The following is a 13553-nucleotide window of genomic DNA, read 5'->3' on the forward strand; positions in this document are numbered from 1 at the left end:
TCAGTGGGCAGTTTTCGGACCTGGAGTCTCACCATGCTGTCTTCTGATGCACTGCGCCGCCGTCTCGACAACACCTTCGAACACACGCAAAAGGATCTGGATTCCGCGGCTTTGTCACTGGATGCGTTTTCCCCGGATGACTGGCACGCGTTCAACTCGGCGATCCGCCAGTCCTCCACCGCCAGTTGGGCGGCCAATCAGGAAATTGTCGTCAAGCACAACCTGGCCAAGGCAATCATCAATGAAATCCGCTGAGCTGAGCGTCACCGTGCAACGCTGGCTGGACAGTGGTGAGGGCGAGCTGACGCTGCTGATCGATCAGCAATCGGTGCGCCTGCAACGGCGACCCGCCGGAGTGCTGTGTTGTGCCGGATTGAGTGTCGCCTGGCGCGGTGGCGACGCCGACCTTGAAGCGGCTCTGCGTTTGTCCGGCCCCAGTCTCGGACGCTTCAGCGCCGCCCTGGCGCTGGACCCGCAGGAGCGGCGTCTGTGTCTGGTGCGCTATCTGCCATTCGACGGTGTCAGCCCGATCATCGCCGCGCTGGAAGCCTTGGCCAATCAGCGTGAAGTCTGGGAAGCGATGCTGGCCCATACCCCGGCACCGGTGCGCCCTCGGCATCACGCTCTACCTTTGGGGCACCGGTATGTTTAAGCATTTGTGCGGGATGTCCCTGCTACTGGCACTGTCGTTGCCGACCCTGGCTGCGGTCCCCGCTGACTGGGGGCAATCGGCTTACGCCTACGAAGCCACACAAACTCCGCTGGACACCGTGCTCAGGGATTTCGCCAATGCCTTTGGGGTCGGCCTGAGTGTGACCGGTGTCAGCGGTATGCTCGACGTCAAATTGCGCGCGACCAATGCCGTGGAATTTCTCGATCGACTGGCGCTGGAACACCAGTTTCAGTGGTTCGTCTACAACGGCAAGTTGTACATCAGCCCCCAATCGGCTCAGGTTGCACAGCGCCTCGAAGTGTCGGCCGATGCCGCGCCGGATCTGAAACAGGCGCTGACCGATATCGGCCTGCTGGACAAGCGTTTCGGCTGGGGCGAATTGCCCGATGAAGGTGTGGTGCTGGTCAGCGGGCCGGCGCGTTATGTCGAGCTGATCCGCAGCTTCAGCAAGGAGAAGATCAAGCCTGACGAGAAGCAGCAGGTGATGATGTTTCCTCTGCGTTTTGCGGCCGTCGCCGACCGGCAGATTCAGTACCGCGAGCAAACCGTGAGCATTCCCGGCGTGGCGGCGATTCTCGAAGGGCTGCTGGAAAACCAGCGCTCCACGACGCCTTCAGCGCTGGACCCCAAGGCCAATATCAATGCGCTGCAGAGCATGGCTGATACTGCCCGGGGCAAGATCGTGCGTTTGGCCACGGAGCGGGTCAGCGGCCGTGCCGAGGTCAAGTCCAACGCCAGTGGACAGCGGCGCGTTGCCGCTGATGTGCGCAACAACGCCGTGCTGATTTACGACAACCCGGACAAGCGCGGGCAATACCAGCAACTGATCGAGCAGCTGGATCTGCCGAGCAAACTGGTGGAGATCGACGCGATCATCCTTGATATCGACCGCAGTCAGTTGACCACCCTGGAGTCGCGCTGGTCGGCCCGTGCTGGCAGCGTCACGGCGGGTAGCTCGCTGCTCGGCAGTGGCTCGTCGACCTTGTTCATACGCGACTTCGACCGATTCTTCGCCGAGATTCAGGCACTGGAGGGGCAGGGCGTGGCCTCGGTGATCGCCCGTCCCTCGGTGCTGACCCTGGAAAATCAGCCGGCAGTGATCGACTTCAGCCGCACGCAGTACATCACCGCCACCGGCGAACGCGTGGCGACGATTGAACCGGTTACGGCCGGCACCAGCCTGCAAGTGATTCCGCGCACCATTGCCGGCGGTGGCGACAATCGTTTTCAGTTGATCGTCGATATCGAAGATGGCCAGCTGGAGCAGGTTCGCGACCAACAGACGCCGACCGTTAAACGCGGCACGGTGAGCACTCAGGCGGTGATCGCCGAAAACCGTTCGCTGGTGATCGGTGGTTTCCACGTCGATGAGCGTGGCGACCAGCAGCAACAGGTTCCGGTGCTCGGACAGATTCCGTTGCTGGGGCCACTGTTTTCCTCCAACAAGCGCCAGACGTCGCGGCGCGAGCGCTTGTTCATCCTGACACCACGCCTGATTGGCGACCAGGTAGACCCGGCGCGCTATGTGGCCAGTGAAAACCGCGGGCAACTCGACCGGGCGCTGGCGTCCGGCCGTGAACCGGGAAAACCTGCGATTTTGCGTGCAGCGATAGCCGCGACTTTTGCCGGTCTGGTCAAGGGCGCTATCCCGGGTGATATCAAACAGTCATCATCTGGTGCGGCCTTGGGCGACCTGTGTAAAGTGCCAGCGACGCTCACGCTGGATCGGCAGCGGATGCAGTGGTTCAACGCAACGGATTATCGGGTGGCGGTCGGCGTGGTGAAAAACACCAGTGCCACACCGCAGCGCATTGACCCGGCAGCTTGTTCAGGATCACAGACATTGGCCGTAACAGTTGCGCCCAAGTTCCTGTTGCAACCTGGTGAATCAACTGAGATTTTCGTGGCTTTACGACCGACGGCGACTGCAACGCCTGCGGCAACACCGGCACGGATATCGATGTTGCCCCCACAGTGATGGGGGTTATAAAAAATAACGAGACCTGCATCGTTTTTTCGCCGTCCTGCCCAATGGGTGGCCGAAAAAGGATGTAGCGTCCGACAAGGAAGGTGACGAGATGAAGTTGTACCAGGCCATTATTGTGGCAGCGAGTCTGCTTTTGTTGAGCGCTTGTACTTTAATTCCAGAAGCTTCATGTGGTTCAGGTGATTGTCAGCAACTTGGCGCCAATATTGCCGAGTTGAATGTCTGGTGGTCTCCCGCATTACGGGATGGCGGCGGCGAATACAGTACGGTGTCTCTGAATGACTGAAACGATTTTGCAAAGTACCGATCAACAGGATTTTCTTGCGCGTATCGGCGAGAAGCAGGCCAGTGCCTGGCAATGGGCTCCGGGCATTGAGTTCGTGTGTCGCAAGGAGAGTCTGGGCTGGGGGCTGGCGCTGAATATCCAGCGTCAGGCACAACGTCCCGATTTGTTTTCGGACGCGCTTAAACGGCGTTTCGAAAATGTTGAATCCTACGACGGTTACTACATTTGCCTGGATAGCCAGCACACTTTCGTGGTCTGGCATGAACTCAACAATGAATATCAAGGAGAACAACTACAGGCGTTACTTGCTCAACTCTTGTCGCTGGCCGGGTTGAAACACTGATTTCGCAATGTTTGTTCTGAACGGAACTCCTCGTCGTTGTTTTTCCACTCATGTTTCGTACCGGCAGCTGTCCGGCGAAATCAACTACAGGAAAAGCAATGGCGAACTCCGAGTCCATCATCCAGCGTTTAATTGCCCAGTTGGCCAGCCAATTGGGTACGCCACTTACCTTTCAGCGCGGCGTCTGTGCGTTATATGACCGCGACCATATTCAAGCGGCTGTCATCGAGTTGCCGGAACACAGCGAAACCGTGGTTTTGCATTGTCGCCTGGGCACTGCGCAACCGGGGGCGGAGAACCTGCAACGTCTGCTGAGCATGAACTTCGATGTCGCGACTTTGCGCGGCTGCTGGTTGGCCCTGGATCAGGGCGACGTGCGCCTGTGTACTTCCCGTGAACTGGCTCGACTCGATGAAGACACCTTCGGTGGGCTGGTGCAGGGCTTTATTGCCCAGGTACGGGAAACCCGTGTGAGTCTGGCCCGTCTGCTCAATTGATCGACGAAGGAACTGCCTGTCAGCGCCGGCCACACAGAGGGCGTGTCGCCGCACAGTGCTGCGGCGAGCACGGTGGATCGGAGGCCATCCCGGCCTCGATCCGGACTCTCTCAGCAACGGGGTACGATGCAGATGGCAGATTTCAGTGTTTTTTCAGGGCTTTCACAGAGTGGGTCGGTGGCCGGTTTGTCGCTGGATCAGAGCACGCTGCCAGGTCAGAACGCGCCGTCCGGTGCTTCCGGGTTGCATGATCTGGCCAGCATGCTGGCCGAGATGTTGCTGGGCTCATCGTCGGGCAAGGAAGCCGGCGCCTCCGACCAGAGCGCCGGCGATGATTTGCTGCAGAAGCTGCAAGGGTCGGGCAAGGACGGGCAAACCGCCACCGAGGGCAGTGGCGGCGAGTCGTCCAAAGAGTTGCTGACTCAGGTCTTGATGGCACTGTTCGAGAAGATCCTCGGCGGCGACGGTGCTCAGGGCGGTGACGGCGCACAGGCCAAGGGTGTGGGGGGCACGCAAGGGGCTGGCGCTGGTTCGAGCCCCGAGGATCTGGTCAATACGCTGATGAAGAGCCTTGGCGAAGGCTCCCTGAACAGCGCGATCAGTCCGACTGCAGAGGGCGGCGGACAAGTGTCCGGCGACGATCGACTCAAGGAGCTGCTGGAGATGATCGCCCAGTTCATGGACAGCCACCCCGATACCTTTGGCACGCCGGGAGCCGACGGTGGTGGCACATCAAGCAAGGGCGGCGCACCGGTAACCGGCAACACTGTGCCGGTGTCGGACGCCGGTGTCAGCCCGAACCCGGAAGCTGGGGCACCGGTTCTGGACAACAGCGGTGCAGCGCCGGTGATGTTCCCGACCGCTTCGAGCAACCCGACCGTGGTCAACAGCACCATCAAGGTCGGGCCGGGCGAAGTGTTCGACGGCGGCGGCAAGACCTTCACTGCCGGTGCCGCACTGGGCGACGGTGGTCAGGGCGAGTCGCAGAAACCGCTGTTCGAACTGGCTGAAGGCGCCACTTTGAAAAACGTGATCATCGGCGAAAACGGCGCTGATGGCGTGCACGTCAAGGCAAACGGCGAGGAGCCAGTCAACGTGGATAACGTGCACTGGACCAATGTCGGCGAAGATGCCCTGACGGTGAAGGACGGCGGCGCCAAGACCACCCACCTGAACATCACCAACAGCAGTGCCCAGGGCGCGGCGGACAAGATCTTCCAGCTCAATGCCGATGCCAACGTCAATGTCGACAACTTCAAGGCCAAGGACTTTGGCACCTTCATGCGCACCAACGGTGGTCAGCAGGGCAACTGGAACCTCAATCTGAGCAATATCAGCGCCGAAAACGGCAAGTTCTCCTTCGTCAAAAGCGACAGCGAGGGTTTGAACATCAGCACTCACAACATCGACCTGAAAAACGTGCAGAACGCTTACAGCAAGCTGCCCGAGTCGACCCGGTTCCAGGAGGTCTGACATGAGCGCCCAGCCTTCAATCCCGAGCAGTTGGAAGGCGCTGGTTCATGGCAATGGCGAGCTGGATGCCCGTCAGCGTCAGGCGTTCGAACAGGCCATCGCTCTGGTCAGTCAGAGCTTGCGGGCGAGCCTCGAAAAACCGGCGATTCGCCGCAGTGAGCGCTTCAGCCTGGCGCGTTACATCGACAGCCTGGAACAGGATTTCCAGCCGCATGGCGCAACGGATCAATTACAGCAGGCAGCTGCGCTGACGGCCTACTGGATTGTCCGTTTGCTGGCTGAGCGTTTGCAGGAAGCGAACGCTCAGCCGCGCCGCTAACGGCCACCATAAAAAAACGGGTACCTGGTGACAGGCGCCCGTTTTTTATTGCGCTTCAGTGCTGGCCCTGCAGGCGTGCCTGCTTGAATTCCAGATAAAGGATCGTGCGCGGTGCATCGCTGGCATTGACCACAAAATGATCCTGCGAGCCGTCGAAGATCACCGCCGTGCCGCAGCGATGCTGATAAAACTCGCCGGCAACGTTCAGGTAGGCGTAGTTGCGTTCGGCGGCCGCGCCCAGGGTCAGGTGCATTTGCAGCAGGCCTTCCTCGCAGACCTCGGGATGACGGTGAGTGCTGAGCCAGGCGTGAGGCTCCAGTCGAGCGAGGGCGGCGACCTTGAGCCCGGCCAGGGTTTCGAGCAGCGCCACCGTGCGCGGCAGTGCCGCCCGGGCGGGAGGCAGTACCTGATCGCGGAACAGCAGCGGGTATTGCACCCAGTCGCGGTTACCACCGGCGTCGCCCCAGCCTTTGAGCCAGCCATAGTCGCCGCCCTGTTGCAGGTGCGTGGTGACTTCGTGGTGAATCTGTTCATGAGCCTTGTCAGTGCGGTCGATGTCGAGCACCGGCGCTTGCAACGTCAGCACCTCGTGCTGCATCAACGGCCATTGCGCGGCCAGTTCGGCCAGTAACGGAAAATCGTCGAGGGGATAAAACGCAGGACGCATGTGGCCTCCTTGGAGAGTCTGGATAATCGCTTGGAGAAAAAGCCGTGGCCACGCGGACCACGGCGAAGGCAGGCAGGTTCAGCTCTTGAGTTGCAGGCCGTCTTTCTTCAAGGCATCCACCGTAGCCTTGAGCGAAGCCCCAGGCCTTGAGAGTTCGCCGTCGAGGAAGTAACTCTTGGGGGTGTCCTGATCCTGGCCATAGCTGAAGTTGATCTTGCCCAGCGTCTTGTTGACGTTGAGCGAAGCACTGCTGCTGTAGCTGACCAAGGGCAGCGGCGAGGTGAAACTCTCGGGCTGGTTGACGCTCTGGAACACGGTGATGGCCTTGATCCGCATGTTGTCGCGGTCGCTGAGCAGCGCCGCCAGTTCCTTCTGCGACAGGTCGCCTCGGCGGCTGTCTTCATCGATGCGGTCCTGCACCGAGTCCTTGAGTTCAAGGCGCACTCGCGCCAGGGTTCCCGGCGTGCCTTGCAGATCCTTGACCAGGGCCTTGAGCGTCGGGTCCTGGCCGAGCAACGCCGAGACGCGCTCAGCGTTGCTCGGCGAGTGCATCGGGCTGACCAGACTCATGACCTTGGACACCACGCCTTGCTCGTCCAGACGCGAGAGGTTGGTGTAGGAGCTTTCAAAGCGTCCGCCGTCGAGCAGGCTGTGTCTGGCCTCCGCCGCCTGTTGCTGCACGCCGGCCCGCTTGAGCGCGCGCAGGGCTGCGTATTGCTCGTCGTTTTCCGCCGGTTTGTCGGCGAAGTGTCGCTGCAGACCGTCCAGTTGCTTTTGCAGTTTTTCCTTGGGGCCGAGGCCTGCGTAGTCGGCATGTGCGGTATCGGCCAGTCGCGTCAGTATCTGTTGTGACGCCGGATCCTTGAACGCGGCGCCGAGGCTGCCACCGAGTTTGCTCAGGTTGGCACTGGTCAGCGGTTCGGCTTCCTTGAAGGTGAATTTGACGCGTTTGCTGGTCTTGTTGTCGACGTTGACGGTCGCACTGCCACCCAGTGGCGCGACCACGCCCTGCGAGGCGCCGGACGGCTGGGCATTGCTGCCGGCGAGCTGGGCGCGGGCGAACAGTGAACCGCCGAAGCTGTTGAGCGCGCGCGGACGGTTGCGGCTGCTTTCCTGCAACTCGCCCTTGTTGCTGTGCTGGTCGAGGGAGTAGTTGGTGTAGTTGAGCAGGTTGACGTTGACCGTGCCGCCGACACCGACCCGTGCGGCGGCGGATAACGGCGAGCTGTCCTTGTCGCTGATGCCAAGGGCGACGCGCATCTCGGCGCTGGCGCTGGCATTGACGTCGACGTTGAAACGCAGGCCTTTCTGGGTTTCGTGATCGACGCCTTTTTTCATCACTTCAAGCGGACTCATCTTGCCGCTGAACAGGTTGTCGACGAACTGATCGATGCCTTCGTCAGGCACGGTGAACACCACGCCGTCACGCTGAGTGCGGGTGGCGGTGCCGGTGACGTCCACGCCCAGGCGAAACGCCGGGGTCAGTTGCCGATCATTGCCGATATCAACCTTGGTGAACTTGTCCACTTCGCCGGCCTTGAAGAACCCCGGCCAGTAGTCCTTGCCGCCACCCACGCCACCGCTGGCCATCCCCGAGCCTTCACGTTGCAGGTACACGGTCACGCCTTTGTCGCCACGCTCGGCGTTGAGGTTGTAATTGCGCCCGCCACCCACCGCACCGCTGGGCCACGGGCCCATGCCCTTGTTGGCCAGCGACACGAACGGCGTGCTGAGGTTGAGTCCGTAGCTGCGTTGCAGGGCAATTTCGTCGTCGGGGTGTTCGAGTTGCTTGAGCGCCGACTTGAGCTGGTCCGCCAGTTCCGCCTGGGTCTTGCTGCCGGTTGCGGCCCGCAGGTTGACGCTGGTGGCGTGGTCTTCCTTCTTGAACCCGTTGAGGAAGGCCTTGATGCCGTCGTAGGACGCTTCGAGGTTGGCGTGATCAGTGAAACCCATGTCGGTGATCTGCTTCACCGGATGTTCACCGTAGGTCTTGTCCCGCAAATCGCTGAATTGCTTTTTCAACTGCGCCAGCTGCTGGCTGTTGTCGGCGTCGGGGCGGAGCATTTCCACCCTGCCCAGCAGGTCGCCGAGGTCCTTCAGCGTCACCACGTCCAGCGCCAGCCGGGCTTTGGTCAGTCCTTGGCTGTCACTGGCGTCACGGCGTTGCCCGAGGGGAATATCGGCCTTCTGATGAGAGAGCTTCATGCCGTTGTCCTGCAGGGTCTTGAGCAGGGCGCCGGTGGGATTGTCCGCTGACGGTGCAACCTGCTTGAGTGCGCCTTGCACCTCCTTGAGCAGGTCATGACCCGAGCTGGCGATATTGAGTTTTTGCCCGAGGTTTTCCAGTTTCATGCTCAGTTGCGTGCGTCGTGATGCCGGCGCCAGTTCGCCGTGGATGTTCAGCAAACCCTCCTTTTGCTGCAGCAGTTTCGACTTGCCGTGCTGCTGGCCCAGATGCCGGGTGGCCCGCAGGCTGTTGTCCTCCAGCTCGCCGCGCAGGGATTCGAGATCCTGCAGCAGGTCGGCGCCTTGCGGGCCAAGATCGAGCTGACTGATCCGCGACTTCAGATCGCGCCCCGGCGGCGCGGTGGGCTGATCGTGATTGAGAATTTCCAGACGCTTGAACAGCTCGCCTTCGGACTTGTACAGCGGACGCAAACCTTCGCGGCCGTGGTGGTGATGCTGGATGTGGTTGCCGATATTTTTCAGTACCCGCGGGGTTTCCAGCGTCGGTTTGAAAATGTTGGCGCGGATGAATTCACGGGTGGGCGCACGGTTGGGGTTTTCCACGTTGCCACGGCCCATGAAGTTGGCATTCAGGCGTGCGGTGAGGCCGGTACCGGGAATTCTTGCGGTTTTCTCGCCGCCGCGCACTCGCGTGAACAAGTCGCTGAGGGCGTTATGGTCGGCCGGGCGCGGTGTCACGGGTTGCCAGGTCTGGTCCTTGAGCTGCAAGGGCGGTTGCTCGGGGTTGTCCCTGACGGTCACGTTCAAGCGATTGTCATCGCCGGTGCGGATACTTTGCAGCCGTTGCCCGGCCGGCAGCGGCACGGGTTTCCAGCTGGCCTCAGGGCGCGGCTGGTCGGGCTTGGCCTGCCAGTCATCCTTGGCCAGAGTGAACAGTTTGCCTTCGGTGGTCAGCGCATGCAGGTTGTGATTTTCGTCCAGTGCCAGCGAGGCCACGGTGCCTTCCAGATCGAGGCGGCTGAGGTCGCTGCTGGTGCCGTCGGGATGATGCGCGGTCAGGCGCTGGTTGCTGTCCTCGGCGACAAACTGCTTGTCGTTGAGCATCGCGAATGCAGTGATATGGCGCTCTTCAAGGCCGGCCAGCGGCTCGCCCAGTGCAACCTTGGTTGAGCGCGGCGGCTGGTTCAGGGTGTGGCTGCCGCCGACGTTGACGGTGTTGTAATGGGGGCTGACATCGAGCTTTTTCAGCTGCCCGTCCTGCAGCAAATAAGCTTTGCTGTCGATACCGCGCTGCAACTGCTCGACGTCCTTGATGCCGGTGTCCTTCCAGTCCTGACTGGTGGAGTCCCAGCGCTGCACACGCTGATCGCTCAGGCCCACCCGGCCCAGCCGATCAAGGTCGAAGGTCTGCGCCGGCGTTGGCGCGGCACTGCCGGGCAGGCCGCGCTTGTTGTCCAGCACCAGCGCGTCACTGAGATTCCAGCCATCCTTGAGGCGCAGATTGGGCTCGTCCAGCGCATGGGTGTGGGTCTGCCCGGCGCGATCGCTGAGCAACACCTGCAAACCGCCCTGATTGTCATGGAGCAAACCGCTGACCTGATGTTTGCCGCCCAGGCGTTCACCTTCGGGGTGGAAGTGCTCCTCGGGCATCAGTTGCAGGGTCGACGATTCGGCATCGATATCCGCACGCTTGACGCTGTACAGACGACCTTCAGTGTCGCTGACGAACAAGCGCTCAGGGCTCAGTCCGATGTGCCTGGCTTCGGCCAGGCCGCCATTGAGGATCAGCGTCTTGCCGGCGCCGGTGGCCGGGGTTTCCTGTGCCAGATCGAACAGGTGCAGGGTACGGCTCTGCTCGCCACTCAGGGTCGCGACATGCTGATTGACGCCGACTGAAAAGGCCTTGAGTTGCGGAATTTCAACGTGCGGTACATCGCGGCTGGTGAGGTCCACCAGATGATCGCCGATCTGTCCATACAACTTGCCGTTGCCCTGACTCGACAGATGGCTGAACTGCATGTCTTCGCTGCCCGGCGGCGTGCTCCAGGTGCGGCTGGCGTGATCGAATTCGTAAAGCTTTTCTTCGTGCAGACGCAGGGGCTGACCGTCGCGATCCTGATGGATTCCGGTCAGATGGCCGAGATGCGCGCGGCCAATCGTGTCCAAAGCGTTGCCGGTGTTGACGCGTGCTTGCTGGTCTTGCAGGACCAGTGTCGGTGACTGACCTTTGCCGGTTTCCTGCGGGCCGGCCGGCTGGCTGCTGCGCAGCATTGTCACGGCGGTCGGAGTCTGTTTGATGTGCAGCAAATGGCCTTGGGGCTCCAGCAGCAGATGGTCCTCGCCATTGCGGTCACTGGCGCTGGCCTGATAGTGCTGCCCGGATCGGGTCAAGGTGCTGTGCAGCAGATCGGCGACCGCAGCCGGTTTGAAATCACTTAATTGCGGCTGGCCCTTGGCATCCAGATGTATCTCCGGCGACTTGTCGTCGCTCGGCGTGCGGCGCTGAATGCGCTCTTCTTGGCCATTGAAGTGCGCGGCGTTGCTGCGGCTCAGTCGCGGCGTTTGCCCGGTGTTGCCGGCGCTCGAAGACGAGGCCTGCGGTTCGCTTTCCACTGCCGCCGACGGATTGGCGTTGCTGGCCGAGGAGGAGGGGGCCGACAGGCGAGGCGTCGCCTGGGTGTCCTGTTTGACATGGCCGACCAGGTTCAGCAGGCGTCGACCCAGATCTCTCAAGGTGTGACTGCTGCGCTGGGTCGGTGCCTGCGGCTGTTGTTCCAGGCCCAGCGGGTTGTGGGTGGTCTGCGGGAGGGGCGCCAGCGTCGGCGACGCCGTCCGTTGAATCGATGACTCCATGGGAGAGCTCCAGGTCATGGACTGACACGGCGGGGTCGTTACGTCCGCCTTGGGCGTTCAGGAAAAATTCCTTTGCCCTGAGTGGCCGTCGCCGAGAGCTGGTTCCTTGGTGGTTCAGTAGGGTGTGCCGGGCATTTCAATGGTCTGCTCCTGCAACTGATCGTCGAGTTCACGCAGCAGGCGATAGACCTGAGCCACCGCTTGCAGGGTTTCACGCGGGATGAACTGGCCGACTTCGCTGCGATACAGCGTGCGCGCCAGCCACACATAACGAATCACCGGCACGCCGGCCGCCCGGGCGCGCTCGATCAGCTCCCGCGCCTCGGCATCGTGGCCCTTGCCGATGATGCGTGGCAGCGGGGTTTGCTGCGGGCGGTAGAACAACGCCACGGCATAGTGGGTCGGGTTGACCAGCAGCAAATCGGCTTCTTCCACCGGCGCCTTGGCCGCAGCCGCGCCGGCCGGCTGCTGGAGCATTTCCCGGGCCAGTGACTTGCGGTGCGACTTCATGTGCGGGTCGCCTTCCATTTGCTTGAATTCCTTGCGCAGGTCTTCGTGGCTCATGCGCTGACCCTTGATGAAAAAGTACTTCTGCAGGGCGAAGTCCACCACCGCCAGCACCAGCAGCAAACCCAGGCAGATACGCGAGAGGCGGCGAAACAGGGCGATCATGGCTTGCCAGTAAGTGTCCAGGTCGGCACTGGCCAGACCGATCAAATCGCCCAGCGCCGGTGGCAATACCAGGTACAGGACCACACCGATCAGCAACGCCTTGCACAGGCTGTTGAGCAGGTTGAACAACTGGCGCGAAGAGAACATCTGCTTGAACTGATTCAGTGGATTGAGCCGCTCGAAATCCAGCTTGAGCGCTTCGGGCGCGAACAGCGGCCCGAACTGCACCCAGCCACCGATCAAACGCATGGCCACGGCAATTCCCAGCACTGGCAGCATGAACAGCAGCAAGTCCCAGCCGGCCTTGGTCAACACCTCGCCGACGCCGGCGCCGAACGGTCGGCCGATCTGCTGCAGGGGCAGGTTCATCAGTGCCTTGAGCCTGGCGATGCCGCCGTCGGCCAGCCCCAGGATCAGCTCGAGCAGTGCGCCGAAGATCAGCAGTTTGGGCACGTCCTGGCTTTGGCCTACCTGACCTTTCTTGCGGGCATCGGCGAGTTTTTTCTGCGTCGGCTGCTCGGTTTTTTCGCTCATGGCGTGGCCTTGAGCAGCAAGGGCAGCAGGTGTTTGAAGTCGCCCAACTGCGCCAACTGGCCCTGGCCGAGCCAGCACAGCATCGGCAGATAGAGCACCAGAAAGCCCAGACCGACCAGGCTTTTTGCCGGCATCGCCAGCGTCGACACCTGCAACTGCGGGCTGTACAGGCTGAGAATCGCCATGCCGAACTCGATCAGCAACAACAAACCCACCAGCGGCGCGGCGTACAGCACCATGCAGCGAAAGGTGCTGGCGAGCAGTTTCAGGTAAAGATCCCAGCCATCCGTAGCGGGCATTGGCAGCCAGTGATTGGCCGGCCACACCGCGTAGCTGTCCCAGATCACCTGCGTCAGCGCGGCATAACCGCCGCCGAGGATCAGCAACAGAATCAACAGTTGCTTGAACATGTGCCCCAGTTCCGAGGTGTTGTCGCCCAATGCCGGGTTGATCTGGCCGCCGATCAGCGCACCGCGCTGGTTGTCGAACAGGCAGCCGATGGACTCAAACATCCAGAACGGCATCGCCAGCAACAGGCCCAGCAGCAGGCCGATCAGGCTCTCTTTCAAGACCAGCCCGCCAAGGTCGATCCAGCCCAGGTCGTGACCGGTCAGACTGGCGCGGATGCCTGGCATCGGCACCAGCGCCAACGCCAGGACGATGGCGTGGCGCAGCATGCCCTTGATCTCGCGAAAGGCGAACGCCGGCACCAGAAACAGGCAGGGATAGAGGCGCGCCATGCCTAACGTCAGAGCGAGGATGGATTCGGAGACTTCAGTGAAGGCCGGCTGGAACATTTCAGGCCCTCGTCTGCGCGATCATGCTGAATGCCAGGTTGGCCAATTGCATCAACTCGACGCCAATCCAGCGTCCGGTCAACGCCAGAGCGATGCCCACGGCGACCAGTTTGATCGCGAACGGCAGGGTCTGGTCCTGCAACTGCATGACCGCTTGCAGCAACGAGGTCAGCACGCCGACGATCACCGCCACGATCAACGGCGGCGCCGACAGCACTACCACCAGCAACATTGCCTGCTTGAACAGCGTCAATGTATCCATGGC

Annotated in this window: 13 protein-coding genes; 8 read left to right on the forward strand and 5 right to left on the reverse strand. The window is 61.5% G+C overall.

Translation table 11 applies throughout. The features are described 5' to 3' along the window. Window positions 1-33 precede the first annotated feature (33 nt). The 8 genes from NTD85_RS06900 to NTD85_RS06935 all read left to right on the forward strand — a co-directional run bounded on the left by NTD85_RS06900 (window position 34) and on the right by NTD85_RS06935 (window position 5578). Window positions 34-255 carry an HPr kinase gene (locus tag NTD85_RS06900; protein WP_003225084.1) on the forward strand — a complete coding sequence of 74 codons (222 nt, stop codon included), beginning with the start codon at window positions 34-36 and terminating at the stop codon, window positions 253-255. Further along, the gene (locus NTD85_RS06905; RefSeq protein WP_003225083.1) at window positions 242-652 is read left to right on the forward strand and encodes a type III secretion system chaperone; all 411 of its coding nucleotides are present in this window, start codon (window positions 242-244) and stop codon (window positions 650-652) included. Before NTD85_RS06900 ends, NTD85_RS06905 begins: the two co-directional genes overlap by 14 nt. 13 nt (window positions 653-665) lie before the next feature. Continuing rightward, on the forward strand, window positions 666-2651 hold the full coding sequence (gene sctC, locus NTD85_RS06910; RefSeq protein ID WP_262141777.1) for a type III secretion system outer membrane ring subunit SctC: 1986 nt from the start codon (window positions 666-668) through the stop codon (window positions 2649-2651). Window positions 2652-2751: 100 nt separating this feature from the next. Next, a complete protein-coding gene (locus NTD85_RS06915) occupies window positions 2752-2946 on the forward strand; it encodes a hypothetical protein (protein WP_262141778.1) in 195 nt (64 codons plus the stop codon). Further along, window positions 2939-3289: a hypothetical protein gene (locus NTD85_RS06920; protein ID WP_003225079.1), complete on the forward strand. Its 351-nt coding sequence runs from the start codon at window positions 2939-2941 to the stop codon at window positions 3287-3289. Before NTD85_RS06915 ends, NTD85_RS06920 begins: the two co-directional genes overlap by 8 nt. A 98-nt stretch (window positions 3290-3387) precedes the next feature. Beyond that, a complete protein-coding gene (locus NTD85_RS06925) occupies window positions 3388-3786 on the forward strand; it encodes a type III secretion system chaperone (RefSeq protein ID WP_262141779.1) in 399 nt (132 codons plus the stop codon). Window positions 3787-3918: 132 nt separating this feature from the next. Further along, window positions 3919-5259, forward strand: coding sequence for a pectate lyase (locus NTD85_RS06930; protein WP_262141780.1), 1341 nt, complete (start codon window positions 3919-3921; stop codon window positions 5257-5259). Between the two features lies 1 nt (window position 5260). After that, window positions 5261-5578 (forward strand): HrpW-specific chaperone, encoded by a 318-nt coding sequence (locus NTD85_RS06935; RefSeq protein WP_262141781.1) that lies wholly within the window; start codon window positions 5261-5263, stop codon window positions 5576-5578. A gap of 55 nt (window positions 5579-5633) precedes the next feature. Here NTD85_RS06935 and NTD85_RS06940 read toward each other — a convergent pair whose 3' ends face one another. The 5 genes from NTD85_RS06940 to sctS all read right to left on the reverse strand — a co-directional run bounded on the left by NTD85_RS06940 (window position 5634) and on the right by sctS (window position 13550). Continuing rightward, window positions 5634-6245 (reverse strand): aspartyl/asparaginyl beta-hydroxylase domain-containing protein, encoded by a 612-nt coding sequence (locus NTD85_RS06940; RefSeq protein WP_262141782.1) that lies wholly within the window; start codon window positions 6243-6245, stop codon window positions 5634-5636. A gap of 78 nt (window positions 6246-6323) precedes the next feature. Continuing rightward, complete coding sequence (locus NTD85_RS06945) at window positions 6324-11285, reverse strand: AvrE-family type 3 secretion system effector (protein WP_262141783.1); 4962 nt, start codon at window positions 11283-11285, stop codon at window positions 6324-6326. A 114-nt stretch (window positions 11286-11399) separates the two neighbouring features. Next, on the reverse strand, window positions 11400-12491 hold the full coding sequence (gene sctU / locus NTD85_RS06950) for a type III secretion system export apparatus subunit SctU (protein ID WP_003225071.1): 1092 nt from the start codon (window positions 12489-12491) through the stop codon (window positions 11400-11402). Beyond that, entirely contained in the window at window positions 12488-13288 is an 801-nt protein-coding gene (gene sctT, locus NTD85_RS06955) for a type III secretion system export apparatus subunit SctT (protein ID WP_262141784.1), read from the reverse strand. The genes sctU and sctT overlap by 4 nt, the downstream gene beginning before the upstream one ends. 1 nt (window position 13289) lies before the next feature. Next, complete coding sequence (gene sctS / locus NTD85_RS06960; protein WP_003225065.1) at window positions 13290-13550, reverse strand: type III secretion system export apparatus subunit SctS; 261 nt, start codon at window positions 13548-13550, stop codon at window positions 13290-13292. Window positions 13551-13553: the final 3 nt, after the last annotated feature.

The organism is Pseudomonas sp. 13B_3.2_Bac1 (assembly GCF_025466205.1).
Classification (GTDB): domain Bacteria; phylum Pseudomonadota; class Gammaproteobacteria; order Pseudomonadales; family Pseudomonadaceae; genus Aquipseudomonas; species Aquipseudomonas fluorescens_H.

Bases quoted from the DNA above. Each gene is read 5' to 3' on its own strand.
- sctT (WP_262141784.1), bottom strand. From the start codon at position 13,288: ATGTTCCAGCCGGCCTTCACTGAAGTCTCCGAATCCATCCTCGCTCTG.
- sctS (WP_003225065.1), bottom strand. From the start codon at position 13,550: ATGGATACATTGACGCTGTTCAAGCAGGCAATGTTGCTGGTGGTAGTG.
- NTD85_RS06915 (WP_262141778.1), top strand. From the start codon at position 2,752: ATGAAGTTGTACCAGGCCATTATTGTGGCAGCGAGTCTGCTTTTGTTG.
- sctC (WP_262141777.1), top strand. From the start codon at position 666: ATGTCCCTGCTACTGGCACTGTCGTTGCCGACCCTGGCTGCGGTCCCC.
- NTD85_RS06945 (WP_262141783.1), bottom strand. From the start codon at position 11,285: ATGGAGTCATCGATTCAACGGACGGCGTCGCCGACGCTGGCGCCCCTC.
- NTD85_RS06940 (WP_262141782.1), bottom strand. From the start codon at position 6,245: ATGCGTCCTGCGTTTTATCCCCTCGACGATTTTCCGTTACTGGCCGAA.
- NTD85_RS06930 (WP_262141780.1), top strand. From the start codon at position 3,919: ATGGCAGATTTCAGTGTTTTTTCAGGGCTTTCACAGAGTGGGTCGGTG.
- NTD85_RS06905 (WP_003225083.1), top strand. From the start codon at position 242: ATGAAATCCGCTGAGCTGAGCGTCACCGTGCAACGCTGGCTGGACAGT.
- NTD85_RS06925 (WP_262141779.1), top strand. From the start codon at position 3,388: ATGGCGAACTCCGAGTCCATCATCCAGCGTTTAATTGCCCAGTTGGCC.
- sctU (WP_003225071.1), bottom strand. From the start codon at position 12,491: ATGAGCGAAAAAACCGAGCAGCCGACGCAGAAAAAACTCGCCGATGCC.
- NTD85_RS06920 (WP_003225079.1), top strand. From the start codon at position 2,939: ATGACTGAAACGATTTTGCAAAGTACCGATCAACAGGATTTTCTTGCG.
- NTD85_RS06900 (WP_003225084.1), top strand. From the start codon at position 34: ATGCTGTCTTCTGATGCACTGCGCCGCCGTCTCGACAACACCTTCGAA.
- NTD85_RS06935 (WP_262141781.1), top strand. From the start codon at position 5,261: ATGAGCGCCCAGCCTTCAATCCCGAGCAGTTGGAAGGCGCTGGTTCAT.